General features: G+C 28.9%; 21 protein-coding genes. 20 read left to right on the forward strand and 1 reads right to left on the reverse strand.

Features of this window, described 5'->3' with window-relative positions:
* The first annotated feature begins 17 nt into the window (after positions 1 to 17).
* The 5 genes from AAHM88_RS03160 (at position 18) to argS (ending at position 6,900) form a co-directional block, all read left to right on the forward strand.
* A complete protein-coding gene (locus tag AAHM88_RS03160) occupies positions 18 to 1,808 on the forward strand; it encodes a DUF2779 domain-containing protein (protein ID WP_342263240.1) in 1,791 nt (596 codons plus the stop codon).
* Positions 1,802 to 2,740 (forward strand): methionyl-tRNA formyltransferase, encoded by a 939-nt coding sequence (gene fmt / locus AAHM88_RS03165; RefSeq protein ID WP_342263241.1) that lies wholly within the window; start codon positions 1,802 to 1,804, stop codon positions 2,738 to 2,740. The genes AAHM88_RS03160 and fmt overlap by 7 nt, the downstream gene beginning before the upstream one ends.
* A 20-nt stretch (positions 2,741 to 2,760) precedes the next feature.
* Complete coding sequence (locus AAHM88_RS03170; RefSeq protein WP_338968141.1) at positions 2,761 to 3,354, forward strand: hypothetical protein; 594 nt, start codon at positions 2,761 to 2,763, stop codon at positions 3,352 to 3,354.
* A complete protein-coding gene (gene lepA, locus AAHM88_RS03175) occupies positions 3,341 to 5,152 on the forward strand; it encodes a translation elongation factor 4 (RefSeq protein WP_342263242.1) in 1,812 nt (603 codons plus the stop codon). Before AAHM88_RS03170 ends, lepA begins: the two co-directional genes overlap by 14 nt.
* 80 nt (positions 5,153 to 5,232) lie before the next feature.
* Positions 5,233 to 6,900, forward strand: a complete 1,668-nt coding sequence (gene argS / locus AAHM88_RS03180) for an arginine--tRNA ligase (RefSeq protein ID WP_342263243.1) — start codon at positions 5,233 to 5,235, stop codon at positions 6,898 to 6,900.
* A 5-nt stretch (positions 6,901 to 6,905) separates the two neighbouring features.
* Here argS and AAHM88_RS03185 read toward each other — a convergent pair whose 3' ends face one another.
* Positions 6,906 to 7,439, reverse strand: a complete 534-nt coding sequence (locus AAHM88_RS03185) for a hypothetical protein (protein WP_342263244.1) — start codon at positions 7,437 to 7,439, stop codon at positions 6,906 to 6,908.
* A gap of 393 nt (positions 7,440 to 7,832) precedes the next feature.
* Here AAHM88_RS03185 and AAHM88_RS03190 point away from each other — a divergent pair, with 393 nt between their 5' ends.
* From AAHM88_RS03190 to AAHM88_RS03260, 15 genes are all read left to right on the forward strand, one after another.
* Positions 7,833 to 9,245 (forward strand): FAD-dependent oxidoreductase, encoded by a 1,413-nt coding sequence (locus AAHM88_RS03190; RefSeq protein WP_342263245.1) that lies wholly within the window; start codon positions 7,833 to 7,835, stop codon positions 9,243 to 9,245.
* 15 nt (positions 9,246 to 9,260) lie between these two features.
* The gene (locus AAHM88_RS03195; RefSeq protein ID WP_342263246.1) at positions 9,261 to 10,247 is read left to right on the forward strand and encodes a lipoate--protein ligase; all 987 of its coding nucleotides are present in this window, start codon (positions 9,261 to 9,263) and stop codon (positions 10,245 to 10,247) included.
* A gap of 16 nt (positions 10,248 to 10,263) precedes the next feature.
* A complete protein-coding gene (locus AAHM88_RS03200; RefSeq protein ID WP_338968126.1) occupies positions 10,264 to 11,352 on the forward strand; it encodes a thiamine pyrophosphate-dependent enzyme in 1,089 nt (362 codons plus the stop codon).
* Positions 11,352 to 12,353, forward strand: coding sequence for an alpha-ketoacid dehydrogenase subunit beta (locus tag AAHM88_RS03205; RefSeq protein ID WP_342263247.1), 1,002 nt, complete (start codon positions 11,352 to 11,354; stop codon positions 12,351 to 12,353). Before AAHM88_RS03200 ends, AAHM88_RS03205 begins: the two co-directional genes overlap by 1 nt.
* Positions 12,354 to 12,372: 19 nt before the next feature.
* Positions 12,373 to 13,632: a dihydrolipoamide acetyltransferase family protein gene (locus tag AAHM88_RS03210; RefSeq protein ID WP_342263248.1), complete on the forward strand. Its 1,260-nt coding sequence runs from the start codon at positions 12,373 to 12,375 to the stop codon at positions 13,630 to 13,632.
* A gap of 11 nt (positions 13,633 to 13,643) precedes the next feature.
* On the forward strand, positions 13,644 to 15,020 hold the full coding sequence (lpdA, locus tag AAHM88_RS03215; RefSeq protein ID WP_342263249.1) for a dihydrolipoyl dehydrogenase: 1,377 nt from the start codon (positions 13,644 to 13,646) through the stop codon (positions 15,018 to 15,020).
* A gap of 68 nt (positions 15,021 to 15,088) precedes the next feature.
* On the forward strand, positions 15,089 to 15,823 hold the full coding sequence (locus tag AAHM88_RS03220) for a YebC/PmpR family DNA-binding transcriptional regulator (RefSeq protein ID WP_342263250.1): 735 nt from the start codon (positions 15,089 to 15,091) through the stop codon (positions 15,821 to 15,823).
* A 124-nt stretch (positions 15,824 to 15,947) separates the two neighbouring features.
* Positions 15,948 to 16,223: a hypothetical protein gene (locus AAHM88_RS03225; protein WP_338968116.1), complete on the forward strand. Its 276-nt coding sequence runs from the start codon at positions 15,948 to 15,950 to the stop codon at positions 16,221 to 16,223.
* Between the two features lie 12 nt (positions 16,224 to 16,235).
* The gene (gene secDF / locus AAHM88_RS03230; protein WP_342263251.1) at positions 16,236 to 19,067 is read left to right on the forward strand and encodes a protein translocase subunit SecDF; all 2,832 of its coding nucleotides are present in this window, start codon (positions 16,236 to 16,238) and stop codon (positions 19,065 to 19,067) included.
* 25 nt (positions 19,068 to 19,092) lie between these two features.
* Positions 19,093 to 19,605, forward strand: coding sequence for an adenine phosphoribosyltransferase (locus AAHM88_RS03235; RefSeq protein ID WP_342263252.1), 513 nt, complete (start codon positions 19,093 to 19,095; stop codon positions 19,603 to 19,605).
* Positions 19,606 to 19,624: 19 nt separating this feature from the next.
* Positions 19,625 to 21,850, forward strand: coding sequence for a RelA/SpoT family protein (locus AAHM88_RS03240; protein WP_342263253.1), 2,226 nt, complete (start codon positions 19,625 to 19,627; stop codon positions 21,848 to 21,850).
* Between the two features lie 787 nt (positions 21,851 to 22,637).
* A complete protein-coding gene (locus AAHM88_RS03245; protein WP_342263254.1) occupies positions 22,638 to 22,943 on the forward strand; it encodes a replication/maintenance protein RepL in 306 nt (101 codons plus the stop codon).
* 314 nt (positions 22,944 to 23,257) lie between these two features.
* Positions 23,258 to 23,560 carry a replication/maintenance protein RepL gene (locus AAHM88_RS03250; protein ID WP_342262483.1) on the forward strand — a complete coding sequence of 101 codons (303 nt, stop codon included), beginning with the start codon at positions 23,258 to 23,260 and terminating at the stop codon, positions 23,558 to 23,560.
* A gap of 307 nt (positions 23,561 to 23,867) precedes the next feature.
* Complete coding sequence (locus tag AAHM88_RS03255) at positions 23,868 to 24,020, forward strand: hypothetical protein (RefSeq protein WP_342262484.1); 153 nt, start codon at positions 23,868 to 23,870, stop codon at positions 24,018 to 24,020.
* A gap of 259 nt (positions 24,021 to 24,279) precedes the next feature.
* Positions 24,280 to 24,708 carry a hypothetical protein gene (locus AAHM88_RS03260; protein ID WP_342262828.1) on the forward strand — a complete coding sequence of 143 codons (429 nt, stop codon included), beginning with the start codon at positions 24,280 to 24,282 and terminating at the stop codon, positions 24,706 to 24,708.
* Position 24,709 lies beyond the last annotated feature (1 nt).

Raw genomic sequence — 24,709 nt, forward strand, 5'->3', positions numbered from 1 at the left:
TCTGAGGAAATGATAAAATGCTTCATAAAATATATAAAGAAGATTATAAAAATTATCGGGAATGTGCTAAATTATCATTTCTTTTACGAAAAGAAAATCATCAAAAGACAATTCAATGGCACGATAGGGAGTTAACTTATTTTTTTAGTTTGCCTGAATTTGGTGATGAAAAGCAAAAAGATGACTTGACGAATATTTCTGCGCCTAGTTTAGAATTATTAGCGAACGATGATTATAGTTTTAGCGATTTAGAGGTAATTGATAGTGAAACTATTCTTGATGGTTTAGAAGTAGGTTATCATGCTAAGCAATATTTTTTACGAAATTATCGTTGTTTTGATTTAGATACTTATGAAAAACATCTTGTGGCAAATAAAACGGTAGAAAAAATTCTTGATGCTAATCTTGAAGTGTTGTTTGAACCACGATTTGAATATAATGGTTGTGTTACAAAGGTTGATGTTTTAAAACGAAATGGTACAGGTTGAGACTTAATTGAAGTTAAGGCAACAACTAAGGTTCATCGCGAACATTTATATGATGTTCTTTATCAATATTATATTTTGACTAATTGCAATATTGAGATTAAAAATATTTATTTAATGCATTTAAATGGTTTTTATTTTCATCAAGGTGATTTAGAATATGATAATTTGTTTATTTTAGCAAGTAAATATAATTTAACAACTACTGGTTCAAAGCAAGAAAATATTATGGTTGGTGTAAAAAAAGATTTAGCAAAGCGAGATTTTAATCAAGATATTCAGCGCATTAAAGATATTTTTCAAATGCCAGTTGCTGAAGCATTAGCGTGGTTAAAGACTAGTCAATGTCATAATCGGGGTAAATATGATTATTGTATTCATGTTTATGCTAAATTACCCAAAGAGCATACAATATTTAATCTTTATCGGTTAGTAAAAACTAAAAAAGCAAGATTATATTATGAAAATAATTTTTTGTCGCTTTATACATCTAATTTTTTTGATCTTAATTTAACAGCTAATCAATATCGCCAAATTAAAGTTGTTCAAAATTTAGAAGGTGTTGTTGCATTGTCAGAACGAAGATATTTACAAAGTATATATAAGGAATATGTGTATCCGATTTATATGTATGATTTTGAAACTGTTAAAAGTGCCATTCCGAAATATGAAAATAGTACACCATATGAGCAAATTCCGTTTCAGTATTCAATTCATGTTTTATTGGATAATAAGTTTAATGAAGAGAAACATAATATTAAACATTATCGTTATTTAAGTGACGGTGTTGGTGATCATCGTTTAGTTTTAATTGAAAATTTAATTAAAGATTTAACACGATATGGCATAGGTACTTATGTTGCATATAATAAAAGTTTTGAGAAGCAAGTTTTAAAAAAAATGGCATTATTATATCCGATTTATGAAGAAATATTAATGCAAATTTCTGATCGGACTGTTGATTTAATGAATTTCTTTAAAAATTTTGCAATTTATAAAGCAGAATTTAATGGTAGTCTTTCAATTAAGAAAACATTGCCGGCTTTTAATTCGGAATTTTCTTATGATGATTTAGAAGTGCAAAAGGGAACCGATGCTTCCAGTTTATTTCGTAAACGGTTGTATAATGAATTACAAAAAGATAATAATCATTTGTTTTTCTTGAAATTAAATGATGCTTGAAAAACTATTAGTTGGCAACAATGACAAGACAATTATGTTAAAAATTTGTTATTATATTGTGAACGCGATACTTATGGAATGATAGTTTTATTTACTAAAATTTCTGAATTATTGCGAGAACAGGGGTGAATTGAATGGTAACGAAAGTTATTTTTATGGGGACACCGATTTTTGCTAAAGAAGTATTATTAAAATTATTAACAATGGATTTTATTGAAGTTGTAGCTGTTGTTTGTCAACCTGATCGGAAGGTTGGGAGAAAGCAAGAAATGAAGATTGGTGTTGTTAAACAAGTAGCATTAGCATCAAAATTAAAGATTTTTCAACCAGATAATATTAACGATATTGTTTTAGAACTAGATAATTTAAATGCTGATTTAATAATTACTTGTGCTTATGGTCAATTTTTGGGAACAAGGATTTTACAATTGGTGCCGAAAGGTTGCTTAAATATTCATGCTTCGTTATTACCTAAATTACGAGGTGGAGCGCCAATTCATTGAGCGGTAATTAATGATGAAAAGGAAACTGGTATTAGTTTAATGAAAATGACATCACAAATGGATGCGGGGCCAGTATTTGTTCAAGAGAAAATTAGGTTGGTAGCAAATGAAACGGCAAGTAGTTTGCATTACCGTTTAATTTTGTTAGCAAATATGATGTTAGAAAAATATTTATTCTTAATAATTAGTGGTAAAATTACTCCAGAAATCCAAAATGAACGACTTGTATCGTTTGGTTTAAATATTAAACGAAATAATGAAAAGATTATTTGAAATGTTGATGCGAGAAAAGTAACTTGTCAAATTCGTGGTCTTTTTGAAATCCCTTTAGCTTATACGACTTATGAAAATAAGATTTATAAAATTCATCAGGCGATCGTTTATGATATTAATAAACAGGAAAAGGCAGCGGGAACAATTTTATCATTTCAACAAGATGGTATTGAAGTTCAAACGAGTAAAGGAAGTGTTTTAATTCAAAGATTACAACCTGAGGGTAAAAAAGCAATCTTGGTTAAAAATTTTTATCAAGGACAACATCCTTTGCGGGTTGGAACAAAATTTATTTAAGGAAAGGATTTGAAAGAAAAATGTATCGTTTTCGTTCATTGAAATATTTAGCAACAACAGGTGTAATCACAGGTCTTTTAATGGTTTGTGGTTATGCTTCTAGTTTTATTAAAATTGGCGTTGGTTATTTGCAATTAGCTGATATTATTGCTTTACCTTTAATTACCTTTATTTCGGGACCAATGATTTTATTTGCTAATCCGATTGCGATGGCATTTGCTGATATTATGGGGGGATATTTTGTTTTTGTTCCCATTACGATTGTTGTTAGGATTTTAATGTTTGTTATTATTCGGATATTAGAACCATATTTTCATTTTATTATCAGTCATTTTTTTGCGGTTTTACCAGTTTTAATTATTTATCCACCATATACTTACTTTATTTCTAATTTTGATTATAGTTATGCGATTACAGCATTAATTAATGATGCTGTGCAAGCGATATCAACATATATTTTTTCCTTGTTTATTACTTGGTTTTTAATTAGAATTAATAGTGTCAGTTATGGTCATCTTTGAAGTGATAATGATTTTGATTATTTACGAGCGACAGCGTTAGAAAATAGTAATTTAGAACAAAGTAAGGAAATTAAAAATAATGGCAACAAATAAAAATTTAATTCGTAATTTTAGTATTATTGCTCATATTGATCATGGTAAGTCTACTTTGGCGGATCGGCTTTTAGAATTAACGGGTACGGTTAGTAAAAGAGAATTAAAAGATCAATTATTAGATTCAATGGATTTAGAGCGAGAAAGAGGAATTACTATTAAGTTAAATGCTGTGCAGTTGCAGTATGTTGCTAAGGATCATCAACAATATTGTTTTAATTTAATTGATACGCCGGGACATGTAGATTTTACTTATGAAGTTTCGCGTAGTTTAGCGGCTTGTGAGGGAGCATTATTAGTAGTTGATGCTACACAAGGGATTCAAGCGCAGACATTAGCTAATGTTTATTTAGCGATTGATAATGATTTAACAATTATTCCTGTTATTAATAAAGTTGATTTGCCTAATGCGGACCCCGAAAGAATTAAACAACAAATTAGAGAATTGACAGGAATTGTGTATTCGCATATACCGTTAATTTCTGCCAAGACTGGTTTAAATGTTGATGAAGTGTTAGAAACTATTGTTAGAGATATTCCTGCTCCAATAAAATCCCAAGATGATGCTCCTTTGCAGGCATTGATTTTTGATTCTTATTATGATCAATATCGTGGTGTAATGATTTTTATTCGTGTTTTTCAAGGAACTGTTAAGATTAATGATAAGATTCGTTTTATGGCAACAAGGGGTGAATATGAAGTTATTAGTGTTGGTATTAAGACACCGTTGGAAGTTCAGCAGGATGCAATCTATGCTGGTCAGGTTGGTTGAGTAGCGGCGGCTATTAAGAATATTAAAGATGTTCAAGTAGGAGATACAATGACACATGCTGATTTTCCAACATTAGTGCCATTATCAGGTTATCGAAAAATTAATTCAATGGTTTATTGTGGATTATATTCCGTTGATAGTTCGCGTTATGAAGATTTAAAAGATGCATTATCAAAATTGCAATTATCAGATGCTGCTTTGGTATATGAACCAGAAAATTCACAAGCATTAGGATTTGGGTTTCGTTGTGGGTTTTTAGGTTTATTACATATGGATGTTATCCAAGAACGACTTGAGAGAGAATATAATTTAGATTTAATTGCTACGGCGCCAAGTGTTATTTATGAAGTGCATTTAACTGATCAACAAATTATTACTGTGGATAATCCGAGTAAATTACCGGAAGTGCAAAAAATTCGTAGTATTAATGAGCCTTTTGTTAAAGTAACGATGATGACTCCTGAAACTTATTTAGGTGGTTTAATGGAGTTATGTCAGCAAAAACGCGGTATTTATCAAAATCTTGTTTATGTTGATGATACAAGAAGGATTTTGACTTATGAAATGCCGTTAAATGAGATTATTTTTGATTTTTTTGATCGTTTAAAATCTGTGTCTAAGGGCTATGCTTCATTAGATTACGAATTATTAGGTTATCGACCAAGTAAATTAGTAAAGATGGATATTTTATTAAATGGTGCGGTTGTTGATGCTTTATCAATGATTGTACATAAAGATTTTGCGTATGCTCGTGGAAGAAATTTATGTGCTAAATTAAAAGATATTATTCCGCAACAAAACTTTGAAATTCCTGTACAAGCTTCCATTGGTAATAAAATCATTGCGCGAGAAACTATTAAGGCGTTAAGGAAAAATGTTACTGCTAAATGTTATGGTGGCGATATTAATCGCAAGAAAAAGTTATTAGAAAAACAAAAGAAGGGTAAAAAGCGGATGAAGGCTTTTGGAAATGTTGAATTACCACAAGAAGCTTTTATGGCAGTTTTATCTATTGATGATAAATAAGCATATTATATTGAAATGTTAATTAATCGGTTATTTTATTATTAGTAATAAAATTATGAAACGAAAAAGGAGAAATATTAATGTCGTTAATTTTAAATCAAATTCAAAAAATAATTAAAGAGGCAGTAAATAATCTTACTCCTTTTGTTGATGATATTGTTATTGAGAAAACTCGTAATATTGCATATGGTGATTATGCTACTAATATTGCGATGGTGTTAGCACCAATTTTAAAGCAAAAACCGGAAGTCATTGCTAAAAAGATTATTGCTATTATTAAGTCAAATGATTTTTTTACTAAAATAGATTTTGTTTTTCCTGGGTTCATTAATTTAACAGTTAATCAAAATGGACTTAGTGCTGTTATTACGGAAATTTTAAAATTAAAAACTAAGTTTGGTAGTGGAGAAGCGACTAATATTAAATATAATTTAGAAATTGTTTCTGCTAATCCAACAGGAATTTTACATATTGGTCATGCTCGTAATGGTGCTATTGGTGATGCGGTTGCAAGAATTTTAAAATTTGCAGGAAATATTGTTGAAACAGAATATTATCTTAATGATGCTGGTAATCAGATTAATGTGTTAGCAAATACAATTTTTTCGTATTATTTACAAAAATTAGGGGTTAATGTTGAAATACCAGAACAATCATATCAGGGTGTTTATCAAGAAATATTAGCAACTAATTTTGTGAATAAATATCAAGATAAATTTATTGCCATACGAATTGTTAATGGTGTCATTAATGATGAACAAGTATTAGCAATATTTAAACAAGAGTCAGTTGCTTTCTTTTTACAATTAATTAAAACGCAATTAAAGGATTTTCGGATTAATATTGATTATTGGTCGAGTGAACTAGAAATGTATACAACAAAAGAAATTGATAAGTTAGTAAAGGAATTGCAAGCAACTAATAAAGTTTTTGAAAAAGATGGTGCTTTGTGGTTGAAAACAACAGATTATGGTGATGATAAGAACCGAGTTCTTGTTAAACAAGATAAATCTTATGCTTATATTTTACCGGATTTAGCTTGTCATAATTTACGAATTAAACGAGCAAAAGCTAATTATTTAGTTAATTTTTGAGGTGCAGATCATCATAGTTATTTAACACGAATGCAGGCGGGTTTACAAATTTTAGGTTATGATGCTAATATTTTAAAAATTGTTATTATTCAAATGGTGCGATTAATTAAAGATGGTCAAGAATATAAAATGTCAAAAAGAAAAGGGACAGCCGTATGGTTAATTGATTTAGTTATGGAATTAGGTATTGATGTTGTTCGTTATATGTTATGTTCAAAAGCATCTTCTAGTCATATGGATTTAGATTTGAGTCTTTTAACATCTCAAAGTAATAATAATCCGGTTTATTACTTTCAATATGCTACAGCGCGTTGTGCGAGTATTTTACGAAATGTGCCTCATAATATTGATTTAACAAAGACAATTGCTAGTTATCATTTATTAACACATCCCAAGGAGCGAGAGTTAATTAAAGTATTAGATTATTTTAGTAAAGTAGTACAAAGTGCTGCTAAATTTTGTCAACCGAATATTATTTGTGATTATATTCAGGAATTAGCACAGGGATTTCATTCATATTATTCAGAATGTAAAATTTTGGATGAAACTAATATTACTTTATCAGAACAAAGATTGCATTTAATTATTAGCACACAGTATGTCTTTAAAAATGCTTTAAACTTAATTGCTGTTGATTTTAAGGATCAAATGTAATTTGCTTATTCAGTTAGTGTTGCTTTTAAGAAATTAATTACTATTGTCATATTTAACTTATAAGGTTTCATTTTCCCACGATTATTTTTTCGCATAAATTTTTTTTCGTATCATTGTTTTATTTCATTATAAGTTGTTAAATTTCATTTAGTGAGAGAAATGTTTTGTTTAGTCAGAAATTTATTAATAACAGCAAATCATGAAAGGTTTTCTTCATAACAATTAAATTGTTTTAAATCTCATTGTAAACAACATTCAATAATGAGAAAAATATTGGTGTCTATTATTAAACTTGGGGGATTGTTTTTAGCATAATACTGGGCCAATGTTCCCACATATAAATTTCTTTTGTTCATTTCAGTTATTCAAGTATAAATTACAAGATTAAAATAAGGTCGTTTTAATTTTAAAAAAGGATTCATTGCGATATTGGTTTTATTTTTATTAAGACAATAATCATACATTGAAATTTCTTTTCTTAAAGCTGATAGACTCATATTGTTAGCATAGCAAATAAGTTCATAGGGAATAATACGCATAGTTTCTCCTTTAAAATTAATAATAAATAAATTATACTCTTTAATTTATAAATTATAATTTATAAATTTTTCTATTGAAATGATAAAAAGGAGTGTAAATTAATGATTAAACAAATAATTTTATAAATTAATGTAAGATGATAGCAATTAAAATAAATAGTTTAGAACTAGAATTAATCTTTCTAGTTTTTATTTTTAAGATAATTAAGATATTGAATGAAATTTTTAATCATTATTTGAAAATTTTATTTATTCTGTGGTAATAATTGAATAATAGTCAAAAATTCGTATATAATTACTGTGTAAATTAAGTTTTTTCTTATTTTAATAATTATCATGAAAAATAACTAGAAACTTAGAAACAAATAAAATTATAGAAGGAGTCAAAAGACGATGAAAGTTATTGCTATTGGTATTAACCATTCAGGGACTACCTTAGTTAGAACCTTAAGTCATTTAAGTAAGCAAGATAAAAAGGATATTAAAATTGTAGCATACGATCGTAATGACAATATTTCTTTTTTAGGGTGTGGAATTGCTTTATGAGTTGGTGGTGAAATTAGTAAACCTGATGGCCTATTTTATGCAACGCCAGAATTGTTACAATCAGAAGGCATTGAAGTTCATATGAAACATGAACTTTTGGCTATTAATAATAAAGAAAAGAAAGTTTTAATCAAAAACTTAGAAACAAATGAAGAGTTTTTTGACACTTATGATAAGTTAGTTATTGGTGTTGGTACTTGACCAATTATTCCTTCAGTTCCGGGGCTTAAAAATGATGATGGTACTGTTAGTGCTGGTGTTAATATTGTTAAATTGTTTCAACATGCAAAACAAATTAAAGCAATAATTGATAATTCAGCAATTAAAAATGTTGTTGTTGTTGGTGCTGGATATATTGGGATTGAATTAGTTGAAGCTTTTAGTCGTAATAATAAAAAGGTAACTTTAATTGATATTGAAGATCGGATTATGCCACGATATTATGATGAAGAGTTTACAACACCTGTTCAACAAAGTATGGAAAAAGCAGGTGTTATTATTCGTACAGGTGAAGCTGTTAAAGAGTTTATTAAAGAAAATGGTATTGTTACTAAAGTAATTACTGATAAAAATGAATATGTTGTTGATATGGTACTTTGAGCCGTAGGTTTTAATACCGAAACAAAGATTTTAAAAGATGTTGTTGAATTAGGAGCAAGGGGAGCGATTAAAACTAATAGTTATTTTCAAACTAGTGACCCTGATATTTATGCCATTGGTGATTGCGTTGCGGTTCATAATAATGCTACAAAAGAAAATGCTAATATTGCATTAGCAACAACTGCGGTACGAACGGGTTTAGTGACTGCTTTTAATATCGTTAGGGATAATTCATTAACAAGTCCGGGATTTCAAGCTGCGAATGCGATTTCAGTATTTGGCTGAAAAATGGCTGGTGTTGGTGTTAGCGAAACAGTAGCAAAAATGAGTCAGATGGATGTTGAAACAGTATTTTTTGAAGATAATGATCGTCCTGAGTTTTTAGAACCGCATGTTAAGGTAAAAATTAAAATTGTTTGAGAAAAAGCATCTAGAAAAATTATTGGGGCACAAATTGCTTCAAAAGCAAATCATACGGAAGTTATTTATATGTTTTCTTTGGCAATTATGAAAGGTTTAACGATTGATGAGTTACCGTTAGTAGATATTTTCTTTTTACCGCATTTTAATAAACCATATAATTTTGTAACTTTAGCAGGTTTAAAAGCATTAGGGATGGATTATTTTCATCAATCAGTTGATGAAAATAATAATAATTAAGAATAAATTTTAGTTATGATTTATATTGAAAATAATAGTAAAAATCCTTATTTTAATTTAGCTCTTGAAGAATATTTAATGAAAAATTATCCGAATGATGATGATATTTTATTACTTTGACAAAATGATAATACAATTGTTATTGGTGGTAATCAAAATGCGTATGAAGAAATTAATGTTAAGCAAGTAAAAGCGGATAATGTCAAAGTAGTTCGCCGATTATCTGGTGGTGGTACTGTGTATCATGATGAAGGGAATTTAAATTTTTCTTTTATAAAAAAACGAAGTTCAAATGTTGTTAATAACTATTATCATTTTTTGCAACCAATAATTAGTGTTTTGCAAAAATTAGGAATATATGCTGAATTTTCTGGTAAAAATGATATTTTAATTGCTGGTAAAAAGATTTCTGGTAATGCTCAGTATGCAAATAGTAATAAAATATTACATCATGGAACAATTCTTTTTAATGTGGATTTATTAAAGTTAGGGGCATACCTTAATGTTGATCCATTAAAGATGCAGTCTAAGGCGATTAAGTCTGTGCAAGCACGGGTTACTAATATTTTACCGCTATTAAAAGATAAAATTACGATTATGGAATTTAAAGCTTTGATTATTACTGAGTTATTAAAAGGGGAAAATAAAAAGGTTATTTTATCTTCTGAACAATTGGAGGAAATTAATAAATTAGCAATAGCGAAGTATGCATCATGAGAATGGAATTATGGTATTGCTCCTAAATTTCAAATTCAAAATAAGAAACTTTATGAGCATAAAGGAACTGTTACTGTTGGTTTAAATGTTAATGCTGGTATTATTACTGATATTAAAATTTCTGGTGATTTTATGGGTTATTATGGTACTGAGATTATTGAACAACAGTTAGTTGGTTGTAAGTATGATTATGAGCATATTGCTGGGCAATTGCAAAATATAAATATTGAAGAAATTTTTGGAGTTAATTTTATTGCTTCGGAAATTATTGATTTAATAATTTAAGAAAGGAATTATTTAAATGTTTAATGATTATAGTGATTTGAAGTTTGAAGTATTTCAAATTATGAATGAAAAAAGTGAAATTGTTAAGCCTGATTTGATGCCAAAAATTAGTGATGAATTATTACTAAAAGCGTATCGTTTTATGTGTTTATCAAGAAAACAAGAAGAAATTCAAACTGAAATTAGTGAGGGTGGTAAAAATCTTAATTTTTTAGCATCAGCAGGACAAGAAGCAACCGAAGTGGGGTATGCGATTCATTTACGAAAAGGAATTGATTGATTAGTTCCGGCATATCGTAATAATGCTGCTTGAATTACAGCTGGTTTTCCGATTGAAAATATTTACTTGTATTGATTAGGAAATGAAGCAGGAAGTAAGGTTCCCGAAGATATTAATGTCTTACCAGTTAATATTCCAATTGGGACCCAATATTCCCACGCAACCGGAATTGCGTTTGCTGAAAAGTTTAAACAAAGTGATGGTATTGTTATTACTACGATTGGTGATGGGGGAACGAGTGAAGGTGAAGTTTATGAAGCAATGAACTTTGCTGCGATTCATAAATTACCCGTAATTTTTATGGTGGAAAATAATCAGTGGTCATTAACCACGCCACGAAAAAAGGCATCAGCAACGGCATCTTTAGCAATTAGAGGTGTGGGTGTTGGGATTGCTAGTGCGCAAGTTGATGGCAATGATTTTTTTGCAGTTTATGCAATGGTTGAAAAAGCAATTGCTCGTGCAAAAGCTGGTGAAGGGCCAACCTTTATTGAAGCAATTACTTATCGGCGTTTTGCTCATTCAGCATCGGATATTAAAAAAGATTATTATGATCCGCAATTAGAAGCTGAATGATTAAAAAAAGATCCGCTTGACCGGTTAAGAAATTATTTAATTGCCAATAAAAAATGAGATGAAACCAAACAAAAACAATTAGATGTTGAAAATGAAGTATTAATTCGTAATGAAATTAATAGTGCAATGAATAAAAAAGATACAAAATTGGCAGATATTTTTCAATATACATATGCAAAAATGACACCACAATTAGAAGAACAATTAGCAGAAGCACAAGCATATTTTGCAAAGGAAGGTAATAACTAATGGCACTATATAGTAATATTCAAGCATTAACTAATGCATTAGACATTGCAATGGAACGCGATAAGACAATAGTTACTTATGGTGAAGATGTTGGTTTTGCTGGTGGCGTATTTCGCGCAACGAGAGGTTTACAAAAGAAATATGGTGAAAATCGTTGTTTTGATGCACCAATTGCTGAAGCTAGTTTAGTAGGAATTGCTGCTGGGATGGCTTTTAATGGACTTCGTCCGATTGTAGAATTACAGTTTCAAGGGTTTGCTTATCCGGCGTTTCAACAATTATTTTGTCATATAGCTCGGTTTCGTAATCGTACAAGAGGAAGATTTACTTGTCCAATGGTTATCCGGATGCCAGTTAATTTGTGAGGTTTAAAAGGTTTGGAACATCATTCTGAAGCGATTGAAGCAATGTTTGCACATGTGCCTGGTTTTAAAGTTGTTATTCCCGCTAAACCTAGTGATGTTAAAGGATTAATGTTAGCTGCAGTGGAATGTGATGATCCCGTAATATTTTTAGAACCGTTAAGAAATTATTATACGCCCAAAGAAGAAGTTGCTGATGGGCATTATACAATTGAAATTGGTAAGGCAAAACAAATTACTAAATGAGAAACTAGTGATAATCCTGATTTAACAATTGTTACTTATGGACCGTTAGTTTATGATTGTGAAGCTGCTGTTGCTAAATTGCAACAAGAAGGAATGAAAATTGAATTAATTGATTTAATGACAATTCATCCGTGAGATGAGGCAACAGTTGTTGCTTCTGTTAAAAAGACAGGAAGAATATTAGTAGTGCATGAAGCAGTTAAATCTTTTTCAGTATCTTCAGAAATTATTACGACAATTAATGAAAAATGTTTTGAATATTTACAATGTCCGCCAGCGAGATTAACAGGTTATGATGTGACTGTTCCTTTATATCAAGGTGAACATTGATTTAAAATTACTGAAAAAAGAATTATTGATAAAGTAAAAACAATGATGACATATTTAGCTTAAGTGAGAAAGGAGTAGAGATATGATAGAATTTAAATTTTTAGGTCTTGATGGTGATATTAATGAAGGTCAAATAACACAAATTTATGTTAAGGTTGGCGATGATATTAAAAAAGGTCAAGATTTATTTGAGTTAGAAGCAGATAAACTTTCTCAACCAATAGTTGCTGAATTTGATGGTAAAATTGGTCAAATTAATTTTGCAATTGGCGATATTATTAAGGCCGGTGATGTCTTTGCTAGTAGTAATCCTAGTAATAATGTTCCTTCATCTAATAAGTCAGAAGAAATTATTAATAAACAAGTTTTATCAAATGTGATGGAAACTAATCCTGAAAAATCAAATAAGAAAGTATTAGCAACACCATTAGCGCGAAGAATGGCTCGTGAATTAGGGATTGATATTACAACTATTAAGGGGACAGGACCTAACGGCAGAGTATTAAAACAAGATTTAGTCGGTGGGCATTCTTTATCTAGTGAAGCTAAATCATCAAAATTAGTAACAGAAAAACCGTTAGCGGTTGTTCCACCAATGCAATCTCGTGGTGATGATTTTTCTTCAAAGCCAGCATCACAAGCAGAACAGCGGGTAAAAATGACACCAACCAGAAAAGCAATTTCTAAAGCAATGAAAAATTCAGTATTTACAATTCCGCATACTAGTTTAATGACACAAGTAAATGTTACTGCTTTAGTGCAATTACGAACACAATTAAAAACGACAGTTATTAAACCTGATTTTAAATTAACTTATATGCCATTTTTTATTAAGGCAGTTACGATGGCTTTAAAAGAATTTCCAATAATTAATGCCCGATTAGATGAAGTAACAGAAGAAATTGTTTATCATAATTATTATAATATTGGCATTGCTGCTGATACTGATGCGGGATTAATTGTTCCTGTTATTAAAGATGCTGATCAACAAGATATTTTTAATTTAGCTGTTGTTTACAATGACTTAGTTGCCAGAGTTAGAAATAAGAAATTAATTCCTTCGGAAATGAAAGATGGAACTTTTACGATTACTAATTATGGTTCTGTTGGTTTAGATTTTGGAACGCCAGTTATTAATTATCCCGAAGCAGCGATTTTGGGTATTGGGGCAATTAAAAAAACACCAGTTGTTGATGACAGTGGCAATATTGTTGTTAATGATTTATTACCGTTATCAATATCAATTGACCATCGTATAATTGATGGTGCTGATGCTGGAAGATTTATGTTGCATTTAAAGAAATTATTAGAAGCACCAACTTCATTGCTAATTTCATATTAAGGAGAAAATAAATGGATAAATTTGATGTAATTATTATTGGCGGTGGTCCTGGTGGCTATGTGGCTGCCATTAAAGCAGCCCAAGTTGGTTTAAAAACCCTTATTATTGAAAAACAATGATGAGGTGGTGTTTGTTTAAATATTGGTTGTATTCCAACAAAAGCATTATTAAAAAGTGCTAAAGTTTTAAATTATTTTAAGCATGCTAAAAGTTATGGTGTTGATGTTAATGCGACAACAATTAAACCTAATTGAGATGAAATGCAAATTAGAAAATCTGGGGTTGTTAAAAAATTAACCCAAGGTGTTGAACATTTATTGAAAAAAAATCAAGTTGAAAAAGTATTTGGTGAAGCTAAGATTATTGATAAAAATACTGTGGAAGTTAATGGTAAAAGATATGCTGGTAATAATTTAATTATTGCTACTGGTTCGGTATCACGAGTTTTAGATTTACCTGGTTTTAAAGAAGCGAAAGAAAATAATTTTTTAATTACTAGTCGGCAAATTTTATCATTAAAAGAAATTCCTAAAAAGTTAACAATTATTGGTGGCGGTGTTATTGGCATTGAGTTTGCTTGTTTATTTAGTACTTTAGGAACAGAAGTTACCATTGTTCAAGGAGTGGATAAGATTTTAGAATTATTAGATAATGATATTAGTTTAGAAATGACAAAAGTATTAAAATCAATGGGCGTTAAGCTTGAACTTAATGCTAAAATAACAGCGATTAAAGATAAAACATTAGTGTTTATGCAAGCGGGACAAGAAAAGCAACTTACTAGTGATTTTATATTAATTTCTGTTGGTAGAATTCCTGTAATTAATGGGTTAGAAGCATTAAATCTTGAATTAGGACCTAGAAAAAATATTAAAATTAATGACCGTTGTCAAACTAATGTGGAAAATATTTATGCTATTGGTGATGTCGCTGCTGATAAGATGTTAGCTCATGTGGCATCAGCACAAGGAATTGTTGCGGTGGAAAATATTTTAGGTAAAAATAGTAAAATGGATATGGATTATATTGCGAGTTGTATTTATTCGTTTCCAGAAATTGCTAGTGTTGGTTTAACAGAGCAACAATGTCAAGATAAACAATTATCGTTTAGTAGTTTTAAGTTTCCTTTATCGGGTAATGGTAAAGCATTAGCTGATGGTGAAATAACGGGATTTGCTAAAATTTTAGCCAATAAACAAACTGGTGAGATTTATGGGGCTCATATTATTTCGGGAACAGCAACGGATATGATTACGGAAGTGACAACAACAATGGTTAGTGAAGGAACAATTTATGAGTTGGCAAAAACAATTCATCCTCATCCAACTTTATCAGAAGTTGTGATGGAAGCGGCGCACGGAATTATTGATAAACCAATTCATGGTTAATTAAATTAAAAAAAGATAACACTGTTATCTTTTTTTAATTTAAAATTTTAATGAAAAGGAGAATTATTATGGCAGGACATTCAAAATGAGCAAATATTAAGCATCGTAAAGCAGCCCAAGATAAAATTCGTGGTAAAATTTTTCAAAAAATTTTGCGCCAATTAAATACTGCGGTAAGAAACGGTGGGGTTAATGTTGAAACTAACAATCAATTGCGATTGCTCATTGAAAAAGCAAAAACAGTTAATATGCCTAAAGAAAATATTGACCGTGCTTTAAAGAAATTTAGTCAAGATAATAGTAATCTTAATTATGAAGAAATTATTTATGAAGGTTTTGTTGCGGGACATATTGCTGTTATGGTTGAATGTTTAACTGATAACCGTAATCGTACAGCGACTAATGTTCGGAGTATTTTTAATAAAGCTAAAGGAACATTAGGCGTTACTGGCAGTGTTCGTTATCTTTTTACTCGGGTAGGATTATTAGTTTTTACTAATAAGATGGTTAGTGTGGATGAAGTTTTTGAATGAGCTTTAGAAATTGCGGCTATTGATGTTAATAACGATGAAGGAACATTTATTATTACGACAACTGTTGATAGGTTTTGAATAACCAAAACCTTTTTAGAATCTAAGGGTGTTACTGCCTTTGATGTTAGTGAAATTATTTTTCAACCGAACAAAACAGTATCCTTAGAAAATAAAATTGCGATTGAACAGTTTTGACAGTTAATTAATTCCTTAGAAGCTGATGATGATGTGCAAAATATTTATTATAACTTTGTGGAAGATGATAATTAAAAAGGAAATTATATTACTAATACGGAAGAACATTGCCGATAGTTGTTAGCGACAATTATTTTTTCACTTTTAAAAATTATATTGTATAATTATAAATGATTTGACAATAAGGTTGGAAAAAGTAATGGAAAAGTCTTATTTGTATAGTTATGTTCTTAAATTATTAGAATTAAAAACTATGGAATTGAAATTAGAAATTTCTTCGCTGTCAATCGTTGATGTGGCAACTTATTATTTGGAAGTAATTTTGCATAAACGGCAAGCTACTAGTTTGCAACAAGCAACATATGATATATTTAATATTAAACCAAATATTGTTATTGAATATATTAATAATAAATTAATTACTGATAAAACAATATCGTTAGATGATTTTAAAGAAATGTTTGAAAAGAAATAATGAGGTATAGATATGAAAAATAATATTAAAGGAACGCAACGAAACCTTTGAATTCAATTCGGTTTATTTATTATTTTAATTTTAAGTACTATTGCTGGTTTAATTACGGGTAGTTTTTTTGTTGATAATAATTTTCGTTCAGGAATGTTAGTTGGTGGGGCATATCAAACAATTGTTAGTTATGAAAATGCGAAAAATCGTCATGAGGCTGTTAATACTTTGCAAGATAAAATTGATCCTTTAAGAAAAAAACGAATGGATATTAGTCGTTTTGCTAGTAATATTGGGGGAAGTCGTTTAAATGTTATCGTTCCGCAAGCTAATTATGGTAATATTGCTGATTTTTTACGGGATGTTGAACGCAGCGGATCAATTTTCTTTTTAGATGATAAAGGTGATGATTTACTTGTTGGTACAGGGACAGGTGAAACTTACAAACCAGCAAAGAAGGATGGTAAAAGAATTGTTTTAAAAGATTTTATTGATAGTAGTTCAATCAAACATTCTTTAATTTCGGGAATAAATAAGCCATCAATTGAATTCAAAATTAAAAATTTAGAGTTATATAATGCGATTTTAAAATATCAAGATAAAAAGTCAGTTTATGTTTGACAAGATTTTGGGCAAATGTTAGATGAGATGCGGAGCAATTATAACGATTTGATAAAACTTAGAAAATTTATTAATGCTAAAGCGGTAGCTTTACAAGGTGGTGAAGCGCAAGAATTAAGAAATGCTCTGCGAAGTCTCTTAACGGCTAGTGTTCGTAATCGTGAAAATGGTGATGTTAAAGAAGTAAATTTAGCTGATCAAAGTGTTAATACGGATTCTGATATTTATAACTATTTTCAAAACGCTGATGTTACTTTTAATGAGGTTCTTAGCTATAATAAGAATTCGCCAAATAGTGATTTAACAATTGATATTAATAATGAAGATGATACTTATGATAAGCAAAACTATTTAAATCCGTTTCGTCCTTTTTTAGTAGAACTTGTTAATACTGAATTTAAAGATGTTATGAATAACAAATATAAAAATAAGTATTTAATTACATCTTCATCATTACAGCTTAAACCTAATAATAGTGATAAAGTAAGTGATATTGTTTTTATTGAAATTAGTGGTGAAGAGGCAGCCGCTGGTTTAGCTAAAATTTTTAGTGCCGGCATTAAAGGAATTGCCTACCAAGTTGAGTCATATTCAGTATCCGATACCGTAATTAGTAATGCCACAAAGGTGATGATGATTATTACTGTTAGTGTTATTTTGTTAATAATATTAGTTATTTTGGCAGTATTTTATCGTGTTTTGGGTCTTATTTTGGGTCTTATTTTAGCAACAATGGTCGTTGTTACAATGGTTGTGTTTAATGTTTTATTAGGGATTTATGGCTGAGAAGTGTTTATTGCCATGCTGATAGGTATGATGGTTGCTTTAAGTAGTAGTATTATTTTATTAGAACGAATGAAAACTGAGTTTAATGGGGGTAAATCTTTAATTCAATCTTTTTTAGATGCTAATCGAAAATCAATATCAACAGTTTTTGATACGACTGTTTTGCCATTGATAATTAGTTTCTTTATTTATTGATTTGGAACCGGTATTATTAAATCGTTTGCGATTATGCTAATTATTAGTATTTTAGGAGCTTTTATTTTTGGTATTGTTTTAATCCGAGGAATTTATTATTCGTTATTATCGTTAAACTGGATTAATAACCGTCAAGATTTAGTAATGACTAATTCTGTAATTATAAAACAAAAAATTCATCATCTTATTAAAAAGCTTGGTTTTAATCGGATAACACAGTTTTCTAAGAAATTTAGTTATCAAAAAAGTTTTAAATGATTAGTTTTACTTTCTACGATTATTATTTCGTGTGGTGTTATTGTTGTTACAACTGCGGGACCGGGTACTAGTTTAGAATTTACGCGGGCAACAATTTTTCAAGTGCAAACTTCTGGACATAGTATTACGAGTGATGATGGTGCTGACGATGACGCGTTTCTAAAAACAATTGAGGAAACTAAAAATGAAATTATTAGTAAATTTAAAACCGATTATTCAGCAGATAGTTATTCGCTAGCAGTATTTAGGCGGATGGAAGATCGTGGATATAATATTTTTATTAAAACTTCCTTAATTGATAATAAATATGTTAACTCCTTACAAACTTGGTTATCAGAAAATAATTTCCAATCTGAAATTAGAATTAATGATGTTAGTTATGGTTCTTTATGAAATGAAACTAGTGGTAGCGTTGTCATTAATGGGGTTATTGTGTTAGCAGTTATTATGGTGATTATTCTAATTTATTTAATTATTCGTTTTGATTGAAGTTTTATTCTACCATTAATATTAACAATTATTCATGATGTTTTATTAACTTGTTCTTTGATAGTTATTTGTCGTTTTGAAGTAACGATTGAAGTTGTTACAGCTATTTTAGCAGTAGTTATCTTTGCTATTATTCATAAAATAATTATCTTTGACCGTGTTCGGGAAAATAAAATTGGTTTGGATAGTACGAAAATGAATAAGAGTAATTTATCGGATTTGGTAGATACGGGATTTACAATGACTTTAAAAAGTAGTTTAATTGTTTTATCGTTAGTCTTGTTATTGTCAATGGCGTTATTTGTTATTGGTCAAAATATTGGAGCAGCATTTGGTCTTTTATTAGGTAGTGTTATTGGTATTTATTCTTCAACAATTTTATTGCGATGATTATGAGTATATTTTGCTAACATTAAAGGAAAACTTTTACGAAATAAAAAGCAAAAAATTTATAAATCATTAACTGGACCTGATGAGCAAATTGTTATCGGTGTTAATGATTAATAATGTTGGAAGGATGAGTTAGTTAATGGATTTAAAAAAATTAATAATTGATGTTCCTAATTTTCCAAAACCAGGAATTCAATTTAAGGATATAACACCATTATTGGCTAATGGTGTAGCATTTAAACAAGTTGTTAAGCAATTAGAAGAAATTGTTAAATCATTTAAACCGGATGTTATTGTGGCACCCGAAGCCCGAGGATTTATTTTTGCAACTCCGGTTGCTAGTGAATTGGGATTGGGATTTGTTCCCATTCGTAAGTCAGATAAATTACCACGAGCAGTTATTCATAAAAGTTATGAATTAGAATATAATAAAAGTACTTTAGCAATTCATAAGGATGCGATTGTCCCCGGAATGAAAGTTGTTATTGTTGATGATTTGTTAGCCAGCGGTGGTACGATTGATGCCATTATTAATTTAATTGAAGAATTACAGGGCGAGGTTATTGCCGCGGTATTTGTTATTGAATTGACTAGTTTTAAAGCCCGCGAACAATTTCCTAATTTAAAAATTGAAAGCTTAATTCAGTATTAAAATAAGTGAGTTTGATATTATGAAATCGATAACATTTAAACAAGTTTTAGATAAAGTTAAAACCTACATTAGTAATGAAAAAGATATTGAGGAAATAAAACGCGCATATGCCTATGCTTATAATAAACATGATCAGCAGTTAAGAAGAAGTGGTGAACCTTATATTAATCATCCTTTATGAACAACTTATTATTTGGCAACATGGCATATGGATTTAGCAACATTAATTTCTGGTTTATTACACGATGTGTTAGAAGACACGCCGACAACTTTTGAAGACTTGAATAAAGAGTTTGGTATTGAGATATCAACTTTAGTTGAAGCGGTCACGAAAGTATCTTATTTTGCTAAAATGAATCGTAGTGAAATTAAATCTAATTATTTGCGAAAGTTATATTTAAGTATGGCGCACGATATTCGTGTTATTGTTATTAAGTTAGCAGATCGTTTGCATAATATCCAAACAATTGAATATTTGGAACCAGAAAAACAAAAAGTTATTGCGAAAGAAACTTTAGAAGTTTATTCTTCAATTGCGCACCGGTTAGGGATGCGACAAGTAAAAAGTCTTTTAGAAGACTTGTCTTTCGCAATTTTAAATCCTGTTGAATATAAAAGAATTTCTCGCAATGTTGATTTGGAAAAAGAACATTTAGAATCATTAATGGCCGTAATGATTAACAATATTAAGTCATTATTAGATAGTAAGAATATTAAAGCAACAATTTCTGGTCGTAGCAAAAGTATTTATTCAATTTATCGCAAGATGTATTATTTTGGGCGTAAATTTGAAGATATTCATGATTTATTAGCGATAAGAATTATTACTAATACGATTGATGAATGTTATACGATTTTAGGTTATTTGCATCAGCAATTTCCACCTTTACCAGGAAGATTTAAGGACTATATTGCAACACCTAAATATAATTTATATCAGTCATTACATACAACAGTTATTCAAGATGCAACAATTTATGAGATTCAAATTCGAACTGTTGATATGGATGAAAAAGCAACTTATGGAGCAGCATCGCATTGAAAATACAAAGAGGGCGAAATCTATAATACTAAAAAACGCCAAGCTGATATTGATGAGCGCTTAGATATTTTTAATCGGATTTTAGATTTAGAAAATATTAACAATGAAGAGTTAGAAAATAATGAAAAACCAAATATGGAGTTAGCCGTTAAGAGTGATATTTTTACTTCTTTAATTTATGTTTTAACTCCTAATGGTAAAGTTATTACTTTGCCTTTTGGGTCAACAATTTTAGATTTTGCATATAAAGTTCATACTGATATTGGTGAGAAAACTATGGGTGGTAAGATTAATGGTAACTATGTTTCTGTTAGTACTGTTTTAAAATCTGGTGATGTTGTGGAAATTAAAACTAGTAAAAATATGCGACCATCCCGTGACTGACTAGTTATTGCTAAAACTAGTTATGCATTGCATAAAATTAAAAGATTTTTAAAAAAACAAGAACAAGAATTTGATGAAACTCATAAAGATAGTGAATCTAAAAATCTTAAAAAAATTAAAAATGTTAAAAAAGTGATTGATGATACTTTAACACAGCGAAAATTAAAATGAAAGGTAGTTTCCCAAAAAGAACTGATGCATCGCTTAAAGCAATTAAAATATCATACTTTAGAAGATTTTTATTTAGATGTTGCTAATAAGAAATATCAACTTGATGATGCGATTAATCTTTTATTAGCAAGTAATAAAACTAGTCCTAATACTTATTTAAATCATCTTCAAGAAAAAAAAGTTGAAAAAATTAACTTAAAAGATGACATTATTGTTAAAGGTGCTGATAATATTAAAGCAACTTTAGCTCATTGTTGTATGCCAGTACCGTTAGAACCAATTACGGGATATGTTAGTAAACTTGGTGGGATTCGCGTGCATCGTGTTAATTGCCATAATATTCTTCCAGAAGAACGCCAAGGACGACTTTTGGAAGTGTGGTGGAATGAAAATGTCGTTAAGCGCCATCAATATTATAGTAATATTAAAGTAATTTGTTATGACCGTGATGGTTTAATGGCTAATATTACCAATATTCTTGCTAATTTAAATGCCTCGATTCAACAAATTCATATTGAAACAAGTTCGGATAATAAATACAGTATTAATCTTGTTATTAAAATTGCCAACAAAGTTCTGCTTCAACAATTGTTGTCATCATTACGACAAATACCCCATGTGTACGATGTCGTTGTAATGAAAAACTAGATATATAGTAAAATAAGTCTCTAACAAAGGAATTTAGTTAGAGACTTATTTTTTATTTTATTGTCTTAATTTGTTAGCAACTATGTTTACTAGTACTATCTTTCTTACAGTCTTTGCAATTATGTCCCTCAGAACAAGAACATTTGCAGTCTTTACACTTGTTCATTTTATTGCCTCCTTTCTTCTTATGTAGAATAGTTAGATGAAAAATAACTTATATCAATGATAAAATTATTGCTCGCTTTTTGTGGTTATATTTTTCAGTCTAAGTTTCTACAAGTATTATAACGCTAAATTGTTCACATTTTGTTATTTTTTATTTGAAAATTTTATATAAGAGTTTTTGAAATGATTATTTTATTGTTGCTAAATTTTTCAGTCTAAGATATTCATAAATGTTGTAATTTTTATTTATTATTTAATTTTGACCGCATAAAGAAATCGTTTGGTGAGAATTTTAAAAAAACTACTAAGAAAAAGACTGAAATAAAATCAGTTTTTTTTAATTAGGTTAAAATTGTCGTTAATCTTGCTTAGTTTAACAAAATAACAGCAAAACCAACTAAATAAAACTCTCCTACTTGGAATGTCGTTAAACCAAGCAAGCGAGGATAAACAAGATAGGGGTGGCCGTACCGCTACGACACAATGAAGGCAATTCTTTTGGGCAATATAAAAGAGTTATCGTGGTTTGGGGATAAATCTTTAACTTGCAATAGTTAAAGGGTGAGTGTTCCACAATAAAAAAATTTTAGAAATCTTACTATTTTATAAGGAGGTTCTGCGAGTGTCTTTAAAAGAACTCTGTTGAAAACAATTAAAAATTAAAGTAAAAAATAAATCAACACTAATTAACAAATGTCAGTGTTATATCAATGAGTACTTTACAAAATTAACTAAAAACAGAAAAGGTGGTTGGTATTGTAAAAAGTATGCTCGGCATTGTTTAGCAAGATTAGAATTTATCAATAAACAAAAAATAAATGCTAAACTTTGATTTTTAAATTTGCAATGCCAAAATAATCATCAAATTATTAAAAAATTAATTTGACCGCGTAAAATATTCGGTTGGTATAAAATTTCCAAAAACTAAGAAAAAGATAGAAATAAAATTCTATCTTTTTTAATTAGGTTAAAATTGTCGTTAACCTTGCTTAGTTTAAAAAAATAATAGCAAGACCAACTAAATAAAACTCTCCTACTTGGAATGTCGTTAAACCAAGCAAGCGAGGATAAACAATATAGGGGTGGCCGTACCGCTACGACACAATGTAGGCAATTCTTTTAGGCAATATAAAAGAGTTATCGTGGTTTAGGGATAAATCTTTAACCTGCAATGGTTAAAGGGTGAGTGTTCCACAATAAAAAAATTTTAGAAATCTTACTATTTATAAGGAGGTTTTACGAGTGTCTTTAAAAGAACTCTGTCAAAAAGAGTTTAAAAGTAAAGTAAAAAATAAATCAACACTAATTAACAAATGTCAGTGTTATATCAATGAGTACTTTACAAAATTAACCAAAAATAAAAAAGACGGTTGATATTATAAAAAATATGCTCGGCATTGTTTGGCAAGGTTAGAATTTATTAATAAACAAAAAATAAATGCTAACCTTTGGCTTTTAACTTTGCAATGCCAAAATAATCATTTAATTATTAAAAAATTAGTTTTTGAACAAAATAAATGAAAAATTATTAATATCAAAAATTAGAATAATAGGTATAGATAAATGTAAGAAATTTCACAAAGTGGTCAAGCTGGAACACTAAAAAATAAACGAAGTGGGAGGATATCTGATAAGGTTAATCAACTAATTAAATTAGTACTACATGGGGCAGAAGAGTAGTCGCAAGTGATTAATTAAACCAATTCCTAAGGGAAACTATGTCTAAAAGATAACAAGCAACAAAGTTATCTAACAAATAACTAATAATAAACAAAAAGGAAAAAAGATAAGAAGATTAATTAATCTCTCTCCTTCTATCAATAAAAAAACAAATGAGGAAAGGAAAATATATATGGTTGAAAATAATATCAAAAATACGATTAGCGATTTAATTAACGAAATTAAAACAACAACAGAAAACAATTTAAATAATTTAGAACAAATTATGGAAGCTTTAATTGACAAAGTTAACAATATTGAAAATATTTTAAATCAAATAAGATAAAAAAATAAATTAAACCAACTATTTATTAAAATTAGTTGGTTTTTTATTTATCAGAAATAAAAAATAATGGAGATAAAAATAAAGGGAGGTAATTATCATAAAAAAAGATTATTCAAAACCAAAAGCAAGATTTAATGGAAAAATAATTATTGATTGTATTAGATGCGAACAAGAGTTCACAATTTCAAATTCAGAATGATTAACGCTTAATAAATTTTATAAATGCCAAAAATGTAAAAAATAAAGTGAGGTGTTAAATATGATAAAAAAAATTTATTTAAACCAAAATTTAATTTCACAAGAAATAAATAATAAAACGCACATTTTAATAAATAAGAAAAAAGACTGTGTTGTTTGAAATAAAAATTACTTAGGTTTATCAAGTTATCAAAATTATTTTAGTTTAAAAATTGATGAAAATAAAAAATATGTAATCCATAGTAGCGTTAATAATAAAAGTGGTAATATTATGGGAAAAAATTTAATTTTATATTTTGAAAAATTAAAGCAAGAAAACAAAAAGCAGTTTACTTTGCAAAACAAAAATCATGCTGCTAATAATGATTTACTAAATGAATACAATAATCATTATGATAACAAAACAACACAACGAAAATTAACAGCAACAGAACTAAAACAATTACTAGAATATTTAGAAAATATTGATAATCCCAATTTATTGAAATAAT

This window comes from Spiroplasma endosymbiont of Dromius quadrimaculatus (assembly GCF_964031155.1).
In the GTDB taxonomy this organism is placed as follows: Bacteria; Bacillota_I; Bacilli_A; order Mycoplasmatales; family Nriv7; genus Nriv7.